Here is a 15,890-nt window from a genome sequence, read left to right on the forward strand (position 1 = left end):
TGCTGTTGACCGCATCTCGGGCTCCTCTCCCTCCATGCGGATCTGATTTTTTCAGGCTGTTCGACGTCTTCCCAGATGCCGCCAGGGGGAGACGGTCTCCTCCATCAGCGCGCGGAAGCGCGTGGGCGAGACGCCCCTTTCGGCAAGGAATCTGCGGTTGAAGTTCGACAGGTTGCGGAAGCCGGAGGCGAAACAGACGTCGGTCACTGCCATCTGTTCGTCCGAAACCAGAAGCTGGCAAGCCAGATTGATCCGCAGCCGGTTGACGTAACGCACCAGCGGAATGCCGGTATGCCGCCGAAAGCTGCGCGAGAAGGCGGCGGGGTTCATCCCGGCGATCCGGGCAAGGTCCGGCTCGGAAAACGCCTCGGTCAGGTTGTCGCCGATATAGCGCAGGACTTCGTTCATCCTTGCCGCCATGAACAGCGAAGGGTCAGGCTCGTAGCGTCCGCTGGTCAGGGGCCGCGCATCCGCATCCGCCGCCAGCACGGCAAGCAGGCCGAAGAAATGCTCCAACCTGCGAATGCCCGTCGCCTGCACCAATTCCCTGAAGATCGGCTCCGCGGCCTGCTCGGTAGGGGCCGAAAACAGGATGCCGTTGCGACTGCGATCCAGCATCTCGCGGCAAAGCTGAAGCTCGGGCAGGGTTTGGGACGCTGCGGTCACGAAGTCCTGCGAGAATTGGCAGACCCGGTTGCGCAGGGGGATTTCCACCCCCGCATCCAGATCGCTGACCCAGTTGTGCGGCAGGTTCGGCCCGGTCATCACGAGGTTGCCCGGCGCGAACGTGCCGATGAAATCGCCGACGAAGAACCGCCCCGAGGTGGCCACGACCTGATGGATCTCGTATTCCGGATGGAAATGCCACCGCACCGTCGCAAAGGGATAGCCATGCTCCCAGGCGCGGAAGGACTGCGCGCGACCGATGCTCACCACTTCGAAGTCGGGTTTCATCCGATCCTCCCCCTGTCACTCCGCCTCCACACGGCAGTGATTCTATGAATCTACCCGCTTTGTCGTTTCATGCTACGCGCGTGTGACATGGTGACCGATACGATTTTTGCATTTTTGCACCGGTGCGCGATCGCCCATGCTGATCGGCCCTGCGCATCTTACGCGCTGCCTACGCCTCGACGGGGCGGAGCCTTGCTGTGCGTTGTGCGGGAATGACCCCGAACGCCGCCCCCATCAGGTTCGATCCCGCCAGCGCCACCCGTGTCACCGAGGTCGGAAGATCACCGGCATGCCGAAGCCATAGGCGGCGATGACGCCGGTGATCCCGGCACTTGGCACGATCTAGGCCGTCAAGTGGGCCAAGTTCCCCTTGCCATAGTTCTGCCATGCGCGCAGTTGCAGGGGGACAAAGCCCGGGACCTGAATCGCGCCGACCAGAAGACCCGTGCACCGTCCTGGTTGAAATCGACGACCGTTGTCTTACACACGAATGCAACCGTGAAGGTGCCCTTCGCCGATGGCCTTCAGTTCCGGTATCCTTGCCGCGCATTCCGGTGCGGCCATGGGACAGCGGGTGCGGAACACGCAGCCAGATGGCGGGTTCGCGGGGCTGGGGATGTCACCTTTCAGGATCTGGCGTTGCTTGCGCGCCGCAGGATCGGGGGAAGGGATCGCCGACAGCAACGCACGGGTATAGGGGTGTTGCGGGCGCGCGTAGAGGTCGGCCGCCGGTGCGATCTCCATCACGCGTCCCAGATACAGCACGACCACCGTGTCGCAAATGTATTCCACCACGGCCAGATCATGCGAGATGAACAGCATCGTCAGCCCCAGCCGAAGCTGGAGATCGCGCATCAGGTTGATGACCTGCGCCTGGATCGACACGTCCAGCGCCGAAACCGGCTCGTCCGCCACGATGAACTCGGGTTCGAGCGCAAGCGCGCGGGCAAGGCCGATCCTCTGGCGCTGCCCGCCGCTGAACTCATGGGGGTAACGGTCCAGCGCATCCTCGGGCATCTCGACCAGCGCCAGGGTCTCGGTGGCCTTGCGGCGGCGGTCGGCCTTGCTGCCCAGCTTCTGGATATCCATGCCTTCGGTCAGAATCTGGCCGATGGTCAGCCGGGGTGACAGACTGGCATAGGGGTCCTGGAACACATATTGCATCCGCCGCCGTGCCTTGCGCAGTTCGGCCGAAGACAGGCGGCGGATGTCGGTGCCGTCGATCCGCACCTCGCCCGAGGTCGGCTCGATCAGTCGCAGGACCGACCGGCCGATGGTGGTCTTGCCCGAGCCGCTTTCGCCGACGAGGCCCACGACCTTGCCGCGCGGGATAGAGAATGACACGTCATCGACTGCGCGGACGGTGGGGCCGCGGGAGAAGCCCGTGGGTGCGAAGTGCTTCGACAGGCCGCGAACATCGACGAACATCAGACGTCCTCCCAGCGGATGCAGCGGGCGCGCCTGTCGGGGCCGACCTGTTCCAGTTCAGGCACCGCGGTGCGGCAGGCGGGGATCTCCATCGGGCAGCGCGGCGCGAAGGCGCAGCCGGACGGCAGCCGCACGAGCGAGGGGACGGAGCCTGCGATCGCCGGTAGCGGCTCGCCGCGTTCCTTCAGCTTCACCGCCTCCCCCAATCGCGGGATCGAGGCGAGGAGTCCGCGCGTGTAGGGGTGGCGCGAATGGGCGAAGACCTCGGCCACCGGTCCGGATTCCACGATGCGGCCCGCATACATCACGGCGATGCGGTCCGCGATCTCGGCCACGACGCCGAGGTTGTGGGTCACGAACAGGATCGCCATGCCCCGGTCGCGCTGAAGCTTCTGCAGAAGGTCCAGCACCTGCGCCTGAATGGTCACGTCGAGCGCGGTGGTCGGCTCGTCCGCGATCAACAGTTCCGGATCGCAGGCCAGCGCCATGGCGATCGTCACGCGCTGGCGCATCCCGCCCGAAAGCTCGTGCGGAAACTGGCGGGCGCGGCGCTCCGGGTCGGGGATGCCCACATCGGCCAGAAGGCGGACCCGGCCAGCCCTCGGACAAGGTGGAGGGCATGGTATTCCGCATCACGGCGGCCGAGCTTGCGGCGGCGGATGCCTATGAAGTGGCGGATTACAAACGGGTAGAAGTCGCCTTGACGTCCGGTCGCAAGGCGTGGGTTTACGTTCAAGCTTGAAACTGCGGCTGCGCGAGCAGGCCTTCGGCCATCAGGCGGAACGCCTCTTGCGCTTTCGGCAGCGTTGCCAAAGGATCGTCGCTGGCGGCAACCCACAGCGCTGCATTCAGCGCCGCGCCGTTCAGGAGATGCGATACCGCTTCGATATCGACCTCGCGCAGAAGGCCCTTGGCGCGCAGAGCGGTGACCGCCGCCCGCGTTGCGTCCAGACAGCGGTTCTGGCTGGGCCAGCGCGACGGATCTCCCAAGACAGCCGGACCGTCCAGCAGCACGATGCGCTGCACCTCGGGATCGAGTGCCATCTCGATATAGGCCGCACCCTCGGCCAGAAGACCGTCCCAGAGCGAACCGGCCCCCGCACCGATATCGCGCGCACGGTCCGCCATTTCCGCGTCGATCTGGTCGACCACCGCGGCAAGCAGCCCCTTCTTGTCGCCGAAATTGTGATAAAGCGCGCCGCGCGTCAGCCCCGCCGCCGCCGTCAGGTCGTCCATCGAAGTTGCGGCATAACCATGGCTGGCAAAAGCCGCGCGCGCCGAGGCGAGGAGCTTTCCCCGCGTTTCCTGCATCATTTCCGCCCGCGTCTTCGCCATAGTAGCCCCTTTGGTAACATACGCTGCGTATATGTATTGACATACGGCGTGTATGTTAATAAATCCAGATACGCAGCGTATATCAATCGGCTGCACGACAAAGCCTTAAGGGTGCAGGGCCCGCATCCGAGCCGATCCCGTCCGATATCAGAAAGGACCCAACCATGACCAAACGTGAACCCGTCTATCCCGCAAGCTCCGAACGCCATGCGCTTTATGAAAAGCACGGCTATTCCGCCGCGATCCGCTCCGGCGATCTGCTTTTCGTCTCGGGGCAGGTCGGCAGCCAACTGGATGGCGAGCCTGAGCCGACCTATGCCGCGCAAGTCGCACGGGCGTTCGACAACCTGCGGGCCGTGCTGGCTGCGGCAGGGTGCACATTCGACGACATCATCGACGTAACCAGCTTCCACACCGCCCCCGAAGTGCAATTCGCCGAGTTCCTGGAGGCCAAGAACCGTGCCTTTCCGACGCAGCCGTTCCCGAACTGGACGGCGGTCGGAGTGAACTGGCTGGCGGGGTTCGATTTCGAGATCAAGGTGATCGCGCGCATCCCCGCCGCATGATCCGATGCCGTGCCCCGCGACGATTGTTTGCGGGGCCCGGCGCTTACCACGGCCTGACGTCCTGCCCGCCGAACAGTCGCGCGCGGGGCAGATCGAAGATGAAATACGGGTTCAGCAGCGGGAGGGCGCTGACCGTATCCAGCCGCGTCTTCTGATCGGCGCTCAGCTCGATCTCGAGCGCCGCCACATTCTCGCGCAACTGCTCCGGTCGGCTCGCCCCGGTCAGGATCGACCCCATCGCTGGCTGTGCCGCGAGCCAGGCCAGCGCCACCTGCGCCATCGGGCGGCCTATCTCTGCCGCAACCTCGTGCAGCGTGTCGACAATCGCGAAGTTGCGTTCGGTGAACAGCATCCCGCCATAGGGGTTGTCGCCGCTCAGTCGCCCATCGCCGCTGCGCGCCGCCGAGGCTGCCTTGTCGGGAAGCGAGACCGCGCGATCCGCATGCGTCAACATCTCGCGACCGTATTTGCCGGTCAGCATTCCTGCGGCAAGCGGCGACCACGGCACCACGCCAAGGCCCAGTGCCTGCGCCATCGGCACCAGATCCAGCTCTACCCCGCGTTCGATCAGCGACCAGCTGTATTGCAGACCGATGGGGCGTGGCAGGCCGTGCGCCTCGGCCAGCGTCGCCACGCGCGAAACATACCATGCGGGCGTGTTGGAAAAGCCGTAATGCAGGATGCGCCCGCCTGCACCTCGCGCGTCAGGCTCTGCAGCACCTCCTCTGGCGGGGTGGTGCGGTCCCAGACATGCATCCAGTAAAGGTCGATGTGGTCGGTCCCGAGGCGGCGGAGCGAGCCGTCGATTCCGAGCCGGATGTTCTTAGCGCCGTTTCCGCCATGCATCGGATGCCCCTGCGAGCGTGGAAAGCCCGACTTCGTGGCGATCACCAGCCGGTCGCGGGTGGAGGTTTCCTTCAGGAACCGGCCCAGCATCGCCTCGCTTTCGCCCGCCGAATAGACGTCGGCGGTGTCGATGTGGTTGCCGCCCGTTCCCAAATAGGCGTCGAAGATCGCGCGCGAGGCAGCTTCTTCGGCCCCCCAGCCTGCGGCACCGAAGGTCATCGTGCCAAGCGCCAGCGGGCTGACGATCAGCCCGGAGCGGCCAAGGGTGCGGTAGTCGGTCATCTTCATTGTTCGGCTCCTTTGTCCCTGAAACCAAGATGGGGGGTAGGATCGGGGCGGCATTAGCGGCTATGTCTGCGATGAGCCTGTGAGGGAAATTCAGCAATGCCGCGCCAGCCGCTCAACGATCTTGCCGCCTTTGCCGCCGTGGCCCGAACCCGCAGCTTCACCGCTGCTGCGGCGGAGCTTGGCGTCTCGCCCTCCGCCCTCAGCCATGCGATGCGGGGGCTGGAGACGCGGTTCGGCGTGCGTCTTCTGGCGCGCTCGACAAGGTCCGTGGCCCCGACTGCGGCTGGTGCTGCACTGCTGGAGCGGCTGGGACCGGCATTGGCCGAGATCGACGCAGGGCTCGACGGGCTTGCCGCATGGCGTGACGACCCGGAGGGGCGATCCACTGTTTGAGGCAGATGCGGGTCGTCTCGGTGATCTCGAACCTGACGGGCCGTCCGGTCTTCTTCTGAATAACCGAAGCCCGTTCCACAACCTGTCCCGCGGCGAAGACATCGCGCACCTGCAGACGGACCAGAGCTGTCGATGGCCATGTTGAACAGCGCGAGAGCCCGGAGATCACCGGCCATCTCGAGCCGAATTCGAATGGACCACACGTGCTTCGGCTGCGGCGGTCGTTTCTGGCCGACGATTCGGCCCTTGTTCCAGGCGATGCGTGGTGGTGGAAGAAGGGTGGTGATGAGTTCGGTGGACATGGCAGTGCCTTCCGATCCACCGCTCCCGCCCGCCTTTCGGAATGATGCCGAGTCATGATAGCACGACAAGACATCTTCGTCGCGTCGAGCCCCAAACCCGCCATTCCTGCCTGAAAGTTATGGTGCAGTCGCAGCACCATCTCAGGCCCTCAACTACGATATATTATACCTCGATATCGATCATGCGCGCGGGTCAGGTGGGAGTGCATGGCGGCGCGGGCACCTTCGCTGTCGCCACGGCTGATTTGCTCGGCAATTGCCCGATGCTCCTTGTCGGTCTGCTCGATGTAGGTGTCGGTGATCAGATCCGCGTGGATGTCGCGGGAAAATGTCGACGGCGGGAGCAGTCGAGGTCCCATGAGCGTGAAGAATTCAATGAATGCGGTATTGTTGGTTGCTTGATTGACTGCACGATGAAACGAATAGTCGATCTCGTCCAGGATTGCGTCATTCGCCATCGCCTCTCGGAAGTCACGAACCGCCTTCCAGATCGCCTCCTCTTGAGCCAACGATCGCCTGATGGCCGCCAAGCCTGCAGCGTGGACCTCGAAGGCCATCCGCAATTCCAACATGTCCATGAAGGACCCGCTGAACTGGCTCATGGTCTTCAGCAACGCAGAGTCCTTGCGCCGGGAGGTTTCGCTGGTGCCCTCGATGACGAAGACGCCCACACCGTGCCGCGTGGAAAGCAAGCCTTCGGATGAAAGTGCGGCCACAGCTTCGCGGATGACGGTTCTGCTGACGCCAAACTCTTCGCTTAGCGACGCGAGGGTGCCGAGCTTGTCGCCCGTGCTCAACTGGCCGGCCACGATCCGCGACTGAATTTCCCTGATCGTGCGGGACGTGAGCGATTCCAAAGCAACCTCCTGAACAGCTTCTTCGTATGAAGTCCTACACACATTGTCTCGGAGGGGGAAGAGGTAATACGTCTTGGGAGGTGTTCTAGCGATTCGACAGATCCAGAAGATCCCTGACCTTTTCTAGCGTCATCTCATTAGCAGAACGCACCGAAAATATGCACTTCGCGTCTATATATGGCATAGCATGTCTTTCTTTGAGAGGTAATCTCTCTTGACAGAAGGTAATACTACGAGTCACCGTGTGAAAAAAGTAGGACATCTGGGCGACAGGCGTCGCAGTCGGATGCAAACCAACCGGGAGTGTAACATGGGAACAGTCACCCAACGACTTGAACGGCTAGGGATCGTCCTGCCCAAGCTGGCCGTGCCGAGTGGAAATTATGCTCCGTGCCGCATCAGCGGAACGACGCTCTATGTATCTGGGCAAGTGCCGCGCGTGGACGGTGTCGACGCATTTCAGGGCATCGTTGGACAGGATGTTTCCGCCAAGCAGGCACGTGAAGCGGCGCGAGTCGCTGCGATCAACATGCTGGCACAGGTTTCTCGTGCGCTGGGCGGCGATCTTGACCGTGTGACAGGGTGTCTACAACTGCGCGGCTTCGTCAATGCCGCCCCCGGTTTCACCGACCATCCCGCTGTGATCGACGGGGCATCGGACCTTATCGTCGAGGTGCTGGGCGATTGCGGTCGTCATGCCCGCACGGCACTCGGGGCCGGAACCCTTCCGCGCGCCTTCGCCGTCGAGATCGACGCCGTGTTCGAGGTTCGCGCATGACCACGCAAAACAACACCACGATCCGCATGAGCGCCGTCAACAAATGGTTCGGCAAGATGCACGTCCTGCGCGACATCGATCTGACCGTGAACAAGGGCGAACATCTGGTCCTGTGCGGTCCTTCGGGGTCCGGCAAATCCACGCTGATCCGCTGCATCAACGCGCTGGAGGAAATCCAAGGCGGCACGATCGAGGTGAACGGAAACCAGCTTGGCAAGAAGGGCGCGAATGCCGATCACATCCGTCGCGATGTCGGCATGGTGTTCCAGCAGTTCAACCTGTTTCCCCATCTGACGGTCCTGCAGAACTGCATGCTTGCGCCCCGGCGCATCCACCGCATCTCCGAGGCCGAGGCGCGCGACAAGGCGATGCATTTCCTTGAACAGGTGCATATTGCCGAACACGGCCATAAATACCCGGCGCAGCTTTCGGGTGGCCAGCAGCAACGGGTCGCCATTGCGCGGGCGTTGTGCATGGGGCCGCAGGTCATGCTGTTCGACGAACCCACCAGCGCGCTCGATCCCGAGATGGTCAAGGAAGTGCTGGACACGATGATCGGGCTGGCGGACCAAGGCATCACGATGATCTGCGTGACGCACGAGATGGGCTTCGCCCGGGCCGTCGCGCACCGCGTCATCTTCATGGATCGGGGCGAGATCATCGAGACGGCACCGCCGACCGAATTCTTCGGAACCCCCCGCCACGACCGCACTCGCGCCTTCCTTAGTCAAATCCTGAACCACTGAGGGGGCAAGCGATGTATGATTTCGACTTCGCCCCCGTTTTCCAGGCATGGCGCCTGCTGGCGGCGGGGGCTTGGGCGACCGTCTATATCTCGGCCATCTCGATGGCCTTGGGACTGGTTTTCGGCATCGTGCTGACTGCGATGCGGATGGCCCCCGTGGCAGCGCTGCGCAGTATCGCCATCGGCTATATCGAGCTGATCCGCAACACACCGTTTCTGGTGCAGGTCTTCTTCATCTATTTCGGAATGCCGGAGCTTGGCCTTCGCCTGAATGCGATGGAGGCGGCGATCCTGACGATGACGCTGAACTGTTCGGCCTATATCGCCGAGATCGTCCGCAGCGGCGTCGAATCCATCCGCAAAGGCCAAATCGAGGCTGGGCGCGCGCTGGGCATGTCCACCCCCGATGTGTATCGCTTCATCGTCTTTCGGCCTGCGATCCGGGCGGTCTATCCCTCGCTGTGCAGCCAATTCATCCTGATGATGCTCAACACCAGCCTTGTTGCATCGATCTCCGCGCAGGAACTCACCTATGCGGCGCAGATGATCGACAACCAGACCTTCCGCAGCTTCGAGGTCTATTTCGTCCTGGGTGCGATCTATCTGATCCTTTCGCAGCTTTTCTCGCTGGGGCTGGGGCTGATCGGGCGCACCTATTTCTCTTATCCGACGAAGTGAGGGCAGCATGATCCGCACCTTTGGCTTTCCTGAAATCCTGTTCGTGCTGGAAGGGGCGAAATGGACTATCCTGATGTCGCTTGCGGCTTTCGTCGTCGGCGGGCTTCTGGGCCTTCTCGTAGCGCTCGCGCGGACATCGGGCATCCGTCCGCTCCGCATCTTTGCGGCAGGCTACATCCAGATATTTCAGGGCACTCCGCTGCTGATCCAGCTGTTTCTGGTCTATTTCGGACTGCCCCTCCTGGGCGTCAAAGTCGAATTGTGGCTGGCCGTCATCGCCGGGCTTTCCCTCCATGCAAGCGGCTTTCTGGGCGAGATCTGGCGCGGATCGATCCAGGCTGTGCCGGATGGTCAGTCCGAAGCGGGCCGCGCGCTTGGTCTGGGATATGCCAGCCGCATGCGCGACATCGTGCTGCCCCAGGCCTTCCGCATCAGCTTGCCCGCGACGGTCGGCTTCATGGTCAACCTGACGAAAGGCACCGCGCTCGCCGCGCTGTTGGGTCTGACCGAACTGACCCGCTCCGGGCAGCTCATGTCCAACATCACGTTCGAACCGCTCAAGGTCTATGCGACCGTCGGGCTGGTCTACTTCGCAATCTGCCTGCCGCTGACCTTGTGCAGCGCACAGCTGGAACGACGCCTCAATGCCCAAGGATAAGGGCAGATCAAAAGCCGGATGGCACATCAACACGGGAGTTTTCGCAATGTGCATCGTGAACTTTAGAAAATTCGCAGCAGCCTTCGCCGTCGCTGCGCTTGGCACCACGGCGGCCATGGCCGTCACGCCCGACGAGCTGCGCCAGAAGGGCAGCGTAACGATCGGCGTCCAGATGGACCAGTTCCCCTGGGGCTTCATCGACGAGGCCGGGCAGAACGATGGCTATGACATCGAAGTGGCCAAGCTGATCGCCGCTGATCTGGGCGTCACGCCAGCGTTCTTCCGCATCACCGGTCAGAACCGCATCCCGTCCCTGACGACCGAGCAGGTCGATTTCCTTGTCCCGTCGATGACCGTGACCGAAGAGCGCGCCAAGGTGATCCAATACGCGCTTCCGTATTCGTCAAACGACATCACGGTCTGGGCCCGGAAGGATGCCGAGATCACCGGCAACGAGCAACTGGGCGACTTCGTCATCGGCGTCAATCGCGGCAGCGCATTCGAGCCGATCCTGACGGCGGCGGCCCCCGCCGGGACGGAGATCCGCGGCTATGACGACGACGCGACCACGGTGCAGGCCCTGCTTTCGGGGCAGGTGGATGCCATCGTAGGGTCCAAGACCTATGGTACGGTCATTCAAAGCACCGGGCGCGGCGATGGGTTCGAGGCCAAATACAAGGTCGCCGACAACATCCAGGCGATGGCCGTGCGCAAGGGCGACCAGGAAATGCTGGAATACCTGAACGACTTCGTCACGCGCCACGATGCCGAACTCGACGCGCTTTACAAGAAGTGGATCGGTTCCGACCGCGCCGACCTTCCGGTCGAACTGCCCGGCGTCGATTTCACCGGCAAAGCGGCGAACTGACCTTCCGGCCAACCGGCCACCTTCACGCGACATGCAAAAGACAACCTCCTTCGGCCGCTTTCGGGCCGAAGGGCATGGGACCTGCATCCCAATCGCAACCGGAGTTTGAAAGACGATGACGACAGATGGCAAGCAAGTCAGGGTGGGCGTCGATATCGGCGGCACGTTCACTGACATCGCGATGGAGATCGGCTCCGATCTTCACTCGACCAAGCTGCTGACCGATTACTCGTATCCCGAAAATGCAATCGTCAAGGGCATCGAGACAGTGTGCGAGGCGGCGGGCGTGCCGCTTTCGGCCATCGACCTTGTCATCCACGGAACGACGCTTGCAACCAATGCGCTGATCGAACGTCGGGGCGCGCGAACTGCCCTGATCACCACCAAGGGCTTCCGCGACGTGATCGAGATGCGGACCGAAAGCCGTTTCGAGCAATACGATCTGAACATCGTTCTGCCCGCACCGCTGGTGTCGCGCGACGACCGTTTCGTGCTGGACGAACGCATCGGTCCCGATGGCGCGGTGCTGAAGCCGCTTGACGATGCCGAGGTCGATGCGCTGTGCGACCGGATCATCGCCAAGGGCTTCGAAAGCGTCGCCATCGGCCTGATCCACTCCTATCTGAACGACAGCCACGAACGCCGCGTCCGCGATCGTCTCTTGGCCAAGGCTCCCGGCATGGCCGTCTCGATCTCGGCCGAGGTGTCGCCGCAGATGCGCGAATTCCAGCGTTTCAACACCGTCTGCGCCAATGCCTTCGTAAAGCCGCTGATCGCGTCCTATCTGAACCGTCTGGTCAGTAGGCTGAAGGATGCCGGGACCGATTGCCCGGTCTTCATGATCCATTCCGGCGGCGGGATCATCAGCGTCGAAAGCGCGATCGAGTTTCCTGTGCGGTTGCTGGAATCCGGTCCGGCAGGCGGGGCGATTTTCGCCGCGGACGTTGCCACATCCTACGGCATCGATCAGGTGGTCAGCTATGACATGGGCGGGACGACCGCCAAGATCTGTCTGATCGAAGGCCAGGTGCCGAAAACATCCAAGACCTTCGAGGTCGCGCGGACATGGCGCTTCAAGAAGGGCAGCGGCATGCCGATCTCCATTCCGGTGATCGAAATGGTGGAGATCGGTGCCGGTGGCGGGTCCATCGCATCCGTCGACAACATGCGCCAGATCCGCGTGGGGCCGCACAGCGCCGGATCGGAACCGGGGCCCGCCTGTTATGGCCGCGGCGGCGATCAGCCCACCGTCACTGATGCCGACCTGCTGCTCGGGCGCCTCGACCCCGATGCGTTCGCCGGTGGCAAGATGAAGCTGGACCGCGCCGCGTCCGAGGCGGCGCTGACGCGCGAGCTGTCGGACCGTCTGGGCATTGACAGCACCACCGCCGCCTTTGGCATCGGCGAGATGGTCGACGAGAACATGTCGAACGCCGCCCGCATGCACGCGGTCGAAAATGGCAAGGAACTGGGCGATTTCACGATGATCGCCTTTGGCGGGGCAGCCCCCCTGCATGCCTCGCGGCTGTGCGAAAAGCTGGCCATCGACACGCTGCTGATCCCGCAGGGCGCGGGCGTCGGGTCCGCCATCGGCTTCCTGCGCGCGCCCTTCGGCTTTGAAAGCGTGCGGTCCGCCTATAGCCGCCTGTCCGCCTTCGACGCCGATGCGATCAATGCGACCATCCGCGATCTGGCGGCCGAAGCGACGGGCTTTGCGCGGCGGGGCACGCCGGACGGGGCGCTCGATCTCGAATGCACCGCCTATATGCGCTATGTCGGCCAAGGGTGGGAGGTTCCGGTCCCGATCGAGGTCCGCGATTACGCCCAGGCCGACGGCAAGGGATTCCGCGCCCTGTTCGACGATTGCTATGAACGCTTCTTCGGTCGTGTGATCGAGGGGCTGGACGTGGAGATCGTCAGCTGGTCGCTGCGCGCCAGCTCTCGCGTGCCGACGCCGATCAAGGTCTCGCGCACGGAACGGCAGCGGGCCGCCCCGGTGGCGGGGACCCGCAAGCTGTTCGACGCGGCGCAGAACCGTTTCAACGATGCGCACGTGGTCGAACGTCACGTCATGCAGCCCGGCGATTGGGTTGCGGGCCCGGCCGTCATCACCGAACGCGAAACCTCAACCATCGTCACCGCCAGCCGCGATGCGATCCTGCAAGCCGACGGTTGCCTGCTGATCGCCGCCAAAGCGTGAGATTGGAGCCGATCATGTCCAGCACCACCCTTTCCGACGTTCACAAGCAGATCATGTGGAACCGCCTTATCTCCGTGGTGGAGGAACAGGCGGTCACTTTGATCCGCACCGCATTCTCGACCAGCGTGCGGGAGTCGGGCGATCTTTCCGCCGGGGTCTTCAATCGCGCGGGCCTGATGATCGCACAGGCGGTCACCGGCACCCCTGGCCATGTCAACGCCATGGCCGAGGCGGTTGGCCATTTTATCAACGACATCGGGCGCGACAATATCTTCGAAGGCGACGTCTACATCACCAATGACCCGTGGAAGGGCACGGGCCACCTGCACGACTTCACCGTTGTCTCTCCCAGCTTCAGGGACGGCGCATTGGTTGGCTTCTTCGCCTGCACCGCTCATGTCGTCGATGTGGGCGGGCGCGGTTTCGGCCCCGATGCGAACGAGGTCTACGAGGAAGGGATCTTCGTCCCCATCATGAAGTTCGCGACGCGCGGCACGGTGAACCAGGATTTGGTGAACATCCTGCGCAACAACGTCCGCGAGGCGCATCAGGTCGTCGGCGACGTCTATTCGCTGGCCGCCTGCAACGAGATCGGCCACCGCCGCCTGATGGACATGATGGACGAATTCGTGCTGTGCGATCTGGAGGGTCTGGCCGATTTCATCTTCAAGCGCAGCTACGACGCCACGATCGAGGCGATCGCCGCCTTGCCGCGCGGACAGTATGACAACGTGATGCGCGTGGACGGTTATGCCGAACCCATCGACATCGCCGTTCATCTGGACGTGCACGCCGATCACATCATCTGCGACTTCGCAGGAACCTCTCCACCCAGTCCCAAAGGCATTAACTGTCCGCTGATCTATTCGGCGGCCTATGCCTGCTATGCACTGAAATGCTCGGTCGCGCCCGAGATTCCGAACAACCACTACTCGCTGCTGCCGTTCAAGGTGAAGGCCCCCGAGGACTGCATCCTGAACGTCAAGCGGCCCGCGCCCGTGTCGGTGCGCCACGTTCTTGGCCATCTGGTGCCAGATGCGGTGCTTGGCGCGGTGCACAAGATGCTGCCGGGACAGGTGCCAGCCGAAGGGGCAGGGGCGCTGTGGAACCTCCACGTCTCGTGCCGCCCCCTGCGCGGCGTCAAGGATGGCCAGCGGGCCGAGGTGCTTTTGTTCAACAGCGGCGGCGCGGGTGCGCGTCCCACCCTTGACGGGCTGAGCGCCACCGCCTTTCCAAGCGGCGTCCATTCCATGTCCATCGAGGCGACCGAGCATGTCGGGCCGGTCATCTTCTGGCGCAAGGAACTGCGTGATGGATCGGGCGGTGCGGGCGAATTCCGCGGCGGCCTCGGGCAGGTGGTGGAGATCGCGCCGACCGCCGGGCATGAGATCTATTTCAACGCCATGTTCGACCGCGTCGCCTATCCACCGCGCGGCCGAGAGGGCGGCGAGGACGGGGCCCCCGGCGTGGTGCGGTTGGATGACGGCACCGTTCTGGCCGCCAAGGGCCGCCAGCATGTGCCCGAGGGGCGCCGTCTGGTGCTGGAACTGCCCGGCGGCGGCGGCTATGGTCCCGCCTCGGCACGCGGTGCCGAAGCGGATGCGCGCGACCGCGCCTTCGAATACGTCCTCAACGACTGAACTTGCGGGGCGGGGCGTCCGCCCCCTTTCATTCCTTATCCGGACATTCCCATGAGCTTCGAAAACGCACGCTCGCGTTCCATGCAACCATCCCCGTCGATGAAGATCGCAATGGCTGCCCGCGCGATGATGGCGCAAGGCCGCGACGTGATCGATCTTTCCCTTGGCGAACCCGATTTCGAACCGCCGCCGCATGTCTCCGCCGCCGCCATAGAGGCCATCCGAGCGGGCGGCATCCGCTACGGTGCATCGGCGGGCAGCGATGCGCTGCGGGCCGCCATCGCCGAGAAATTCCGACGCGACAACGGGCTGCACTATGCTCCGGACCAGATCATCGTCGCCAACGGTGCCAAGCAGCTGCTGTTCGATGCGTTCATGGTCAGCCTGGAGGCGGGCGACGAGGTGCTGATCCCCAGCCCGTGCTGGGTGTCCTATGGCGATATAGTATCGCTTCACGGCGGCAGGCCGATCTTTCTGCCATGCTCGGGCGAACAGGGGTTCAAGCTGTCCGCCGACCGGCTCGAAGCCGCGATCACGTCCGATACGCGGTGGATCATGCTCAATTCGCCGTCGAACCCAACGGGTGCGATCTACTCTCGGGACGAGCTTCGGGCACTGGGTGATGTTCTGGTCCGCCATCCCCGCATCCTGATCCTGTCGGACGAAATCTACGAGCATGTGCTGTTGGGGAACGCGCCCTTTGTGTCGTTCGGCACCGCCTGTCCAGACCTTCTGGACAGAACGCTGATCGTCAACGGGGTATCGAAAGCCTATGCGATGACCGGCTGGCGTCTGGGTTATGCAGCGGGGCCGGCGCCGCTTATCAACGCGATCAACAAGTGCCAGTCGCAAAGCGTCACCTCGGTCTGTCCGGTCGTTCAGGCTGCCGCTATGGCTGCTTTGACCGGCGATCAGGATTTCGTGGCCGCAGGTTCGGCACGTTTTGCCGAACGGGCGAAGCTGGTCGCCGAGCGGTTGGCCCAAATCCCGCTGATCGGATACACCCCGCCGCAAGGCGCGTTCTATGCTTTCATCGACGTGCGCGGTTTGATTGGCACGCGCGGGCCAGGCGGCGTGCTTTTGCAAGACGATGTGGCGGTGGCCGCGCATCTTCTTGAAGAGTTCGGCCTCTCCAGCGTGCCCGGCAGCGCCTTCGCCGCCCCCGGACATATCCGGTTGTCCATCGCTGCATCAGATGCGGATATTTCGGCAGCCTGCGACCGGCTGGCGGCCATGGTGCAGCATTGTGCAGACCAGCAGTTCGACGCGGCAGCGACCTAGTTTCCCATCCACTGACTCATCGACATGAAAGGTAAGGAAAAACATGCAACCTCAGGACATCAAGCAGAGGCTC

General features: G+C 63.3%; 16 protein-coding genes and 2 pseudogenes. 11 read left to right on the forward strand and 7 right to left on the reverse strand.

The window, feature by feature from the left end; translation table 11 throughout:
* Positions 1–51: 51 nt before the first annotated feature.
* The 3 genes from E2K76_RS08845 to E2K76_RS08855 form a co-directional block, all read right to left on the reverse strand.
* Positions 52–954, reverse strand: coding sequence for an AraC family transcriptional regulator (locus E2K76_RS08845; protein ID WP_136683936.1), 903 nt, complete (start codon positions 952–954; stop codon positions 52–54).
* Between the two features lie 480 nt (positions 955–1,434).
* On the reverse strand, positions 1,435–2,382 hold the full coding sequence (locus tag E2K76_RS08850) for an ABC transporter ATP-binding protein (protein ID WP_136683937.1): 948 nt from the start codon (positions 2,380–2,382) through the stop codon (positions 1,435–1,437).
* Positions 2,382–2,954, reverse strand: a complete 573-nt coding sequence (locus tag E2K76_RS08855; RefSeq protein ID WP_281280719.1) for an ABC transporter ATP-binding protein — start codon at positions 2,952–2,954, stop codon at positions 2,382–2,384. Before E2K76_RS08855 ends, E2K76_RS08850 begins: the two co-directional genes overlap by 1 nt.
* A 47-nt stretch (positions 2,955–3,001) precedes the next feature.
* Between E2K76_RS08855 and E2K76_RS20985 the strand changes: the two genes are divergently transcribed.
* Complete coding sequence (locus tag E2K76_RS20985; RefSeq protein WP_281280720.1) at positions 3,002–3,124, forward strand: hypothetical protein; 123 nt, start codon at positions 3,002–3,004, stop codon at positions 3,122–3,124.
* On the opposite strand, the gene E2K76_RS08865 is transcribed toward E2K76_RS20985, so the two are convergent.
* Positions 3,115–3,717 carry a TetR/AcrR family transcriptional regulator gene (locus E2K76_RS08865; protein WP_136683938.1) on the reverse strand — a complete coding sequence of 201 codons (603 nt, stop codon included), beginning with the start codon at positions 3,715–3,717 and terminating at the stop codon, positions 3,115–3,117. The genes E2K76_RS20985 and E2K76_RS08865 overlap by 10 nt on opposite strands.
* A 164-nt stretch (positions 3,718–3,881) precedes the next feature.
* Here E2K76_RS08865 and E2K76_RS08870 point away from each other — a divergent pair, with 164 nt between their 5' ends.
* On the forward strand, positions 3,882–4,283 hold the full coding sequence (locus tag E2K76_RS08870; RefSeq protein ID WP_136683939.1) for a RidA family protein: 402 nt from the start codon (positions 3,882–3,884) through the stop codon (positions 4,281–4,283).
* Between the two features lie 43 nt (positions 4,284–4,326).
* On the opposite strand, the pseudogene E2K76_RS21105 reads toward E2K76_RS08870, so the two are convergent.
* Positions 4,327–5,471, reverse strand: a pseudogene (locus E2K76_RS21105) (aldo/keto reductase).
* Between the two features lie 42 nt (positions 5,472–5,513).
* Between E2K76_RS21105 and E2K76_RS08880 the strand changes: the two are divergent.
* A complete protein-coding gene (locus tag E2K76_RS08880; RefSeq protein ID WP_136683940.1) occupies positions 5,514–5,810 on the forward strand; it encodes a LysR family transcriptional regulator in 297 nt (98 codons plus the stop codon).
* On the opposite strand, the pseudogene E2K76_RS20775 reads toward E2K76_RS08880, so the two are convergent.
* Positions 5,797–6,112 (reverse strand): annotated as a pseudogene (locus E2K76_RS20775) (integrase); the annotation flags it as partial. The gene E2K76_RS08880 and the pseudogene E2K76_RS20775 sit on opposite strands and share 14 nt — an antisense overlap.
* Before the next feature lie 149 nt (positions 6,113–6,261).
* On the reverse strand, positions 6,262–6,969 hold the full coding sequence (locus tag E2K76_RS08890) for a FadR/GntR family transcriptional regulator (RefSeq protein WP_136683941.1): 708 nt from the start codon (positions 6,967–6,969) through the stop codon (positions 6,262–6,264).
* Positions 6,970–7,279: 310 nt separating this feature from the next.
* On the opposite strand from E2K76_RS08890, the gene E2K76_RS08895 reads away from it, so the two are divergent.
* The 8 genes from E2K76_RS08895 to E2K76_RS08930 all read left to right on the forward strand — a co-directional run bounded on the left by E2K76_RS08895 (position 7,280) and on the right by E2K76_RS08930 (position 15,817).
* Complete coding sequence (locus E2K76_RS08895) at positions 7,280–7,747, forward strand: RidA family protein (RefSeq protein WP_136683942.1); 468 nt, start codon at positions 7,280–7,282, stop codon at positions 7,745–7,747.
* A complete protein-coding gene (locus tag E2K76_RS08900) occupies positions 7,744–8,493 on the forward strand; it encodes an amino acid ABC transporter ATP-binding protein (protein WP_136683943.1) in 750 nt (249 codons plus the stop codon). Before E2K76_RS08895 ends, E2K76_RS08900 begins: the two co-directional genes overlap by 4 nt.
* An 11-nt stretch (positions 8,494–8,504) precedes the next feature.
* Positions 8,505–9,170 (forward strand): amino acid ABC transporter permease, encoded by a 666-nt coding sequence (locus E2K76_RS08905; protein ID WP_136683944.1) that lies wholly within the window; start codon positions 8,505–8,507, stop codon positions 9,168–9,170.
* Between the two features lie 7 nt (positions 9,171–9,177).
* A complete protein-coding gene (locus E2K76_RS08910) occupies positions 9,178–9,828 on the forward strand; it encodes an amino acid ABC transporter permease (RefSeq protein WP_136683945.1) in 651 nt (216 codons plus the stop codon).
* A 46-nt stretch (positions 9,829–9,874) separates the two neighbouring features.
* Positions 9,875–10,696, forward strand: coding sequence for a transporter substrate-binding domain-containing protein (locus E2K76_RS08915; protein WP_136683946.1), 822 nt, complete (start codon positions 9,875–9,877; stop codon positions 10,694–10,696).
* Positions 10,697–10,811: 115 nt separating this feature from the next.
* On the forward strand, positions 10,812–12,896 hold the full coding sequence (locus E2K76_RS08920) for a hydantoinase/oxoprolinase family protein (protein WP_136683947.1): 2,085 nt from the start codon (positions 10,812–10,814) through the stop codon (positions 12,894–12,896).
* A 14-nt stretch (positions 12,897–12,910) separates the two neighbouring features.
* Positions 12,911–14,536, forward strand: a complete 1,626-nt coding sequence (locus E2K76_RS08925) for a hydantoinase B/oxoprolinase family protein (protein WP_136683948.1) — start codon at positions 12,911–12,913, stop codon at positions 14,534–14,536.
* Positions 14,537–14,587: 51 nt separating this feature from the next.
* The gene (locus E2K76_RS08930; protein ID WP_136683949.1) at positions 14,588–15,817 is read left to right on the forward strand and encodes a pyridoxal phosphate-dependent aminotransferase; all 1,230 of its coding nucleotides are present in this window, start codon (positions 14,588–14,590) and stop codon (positions 15,815–15,817) included.
* The last annotated feature ends 73 nt before the right edge of the window (positions 15,818–15,890 follow it).

Source organism: Falsirhodobacter xinxiangensis (assembly GCF_004959935.1).
GTDB lineage: Bacteria > Pseudomonadota > Alphaproteobacteria > Rhodobacterales > Rhodobacteraceae > Falsirhodobacter > Falsirhodobacter xinxiangensis.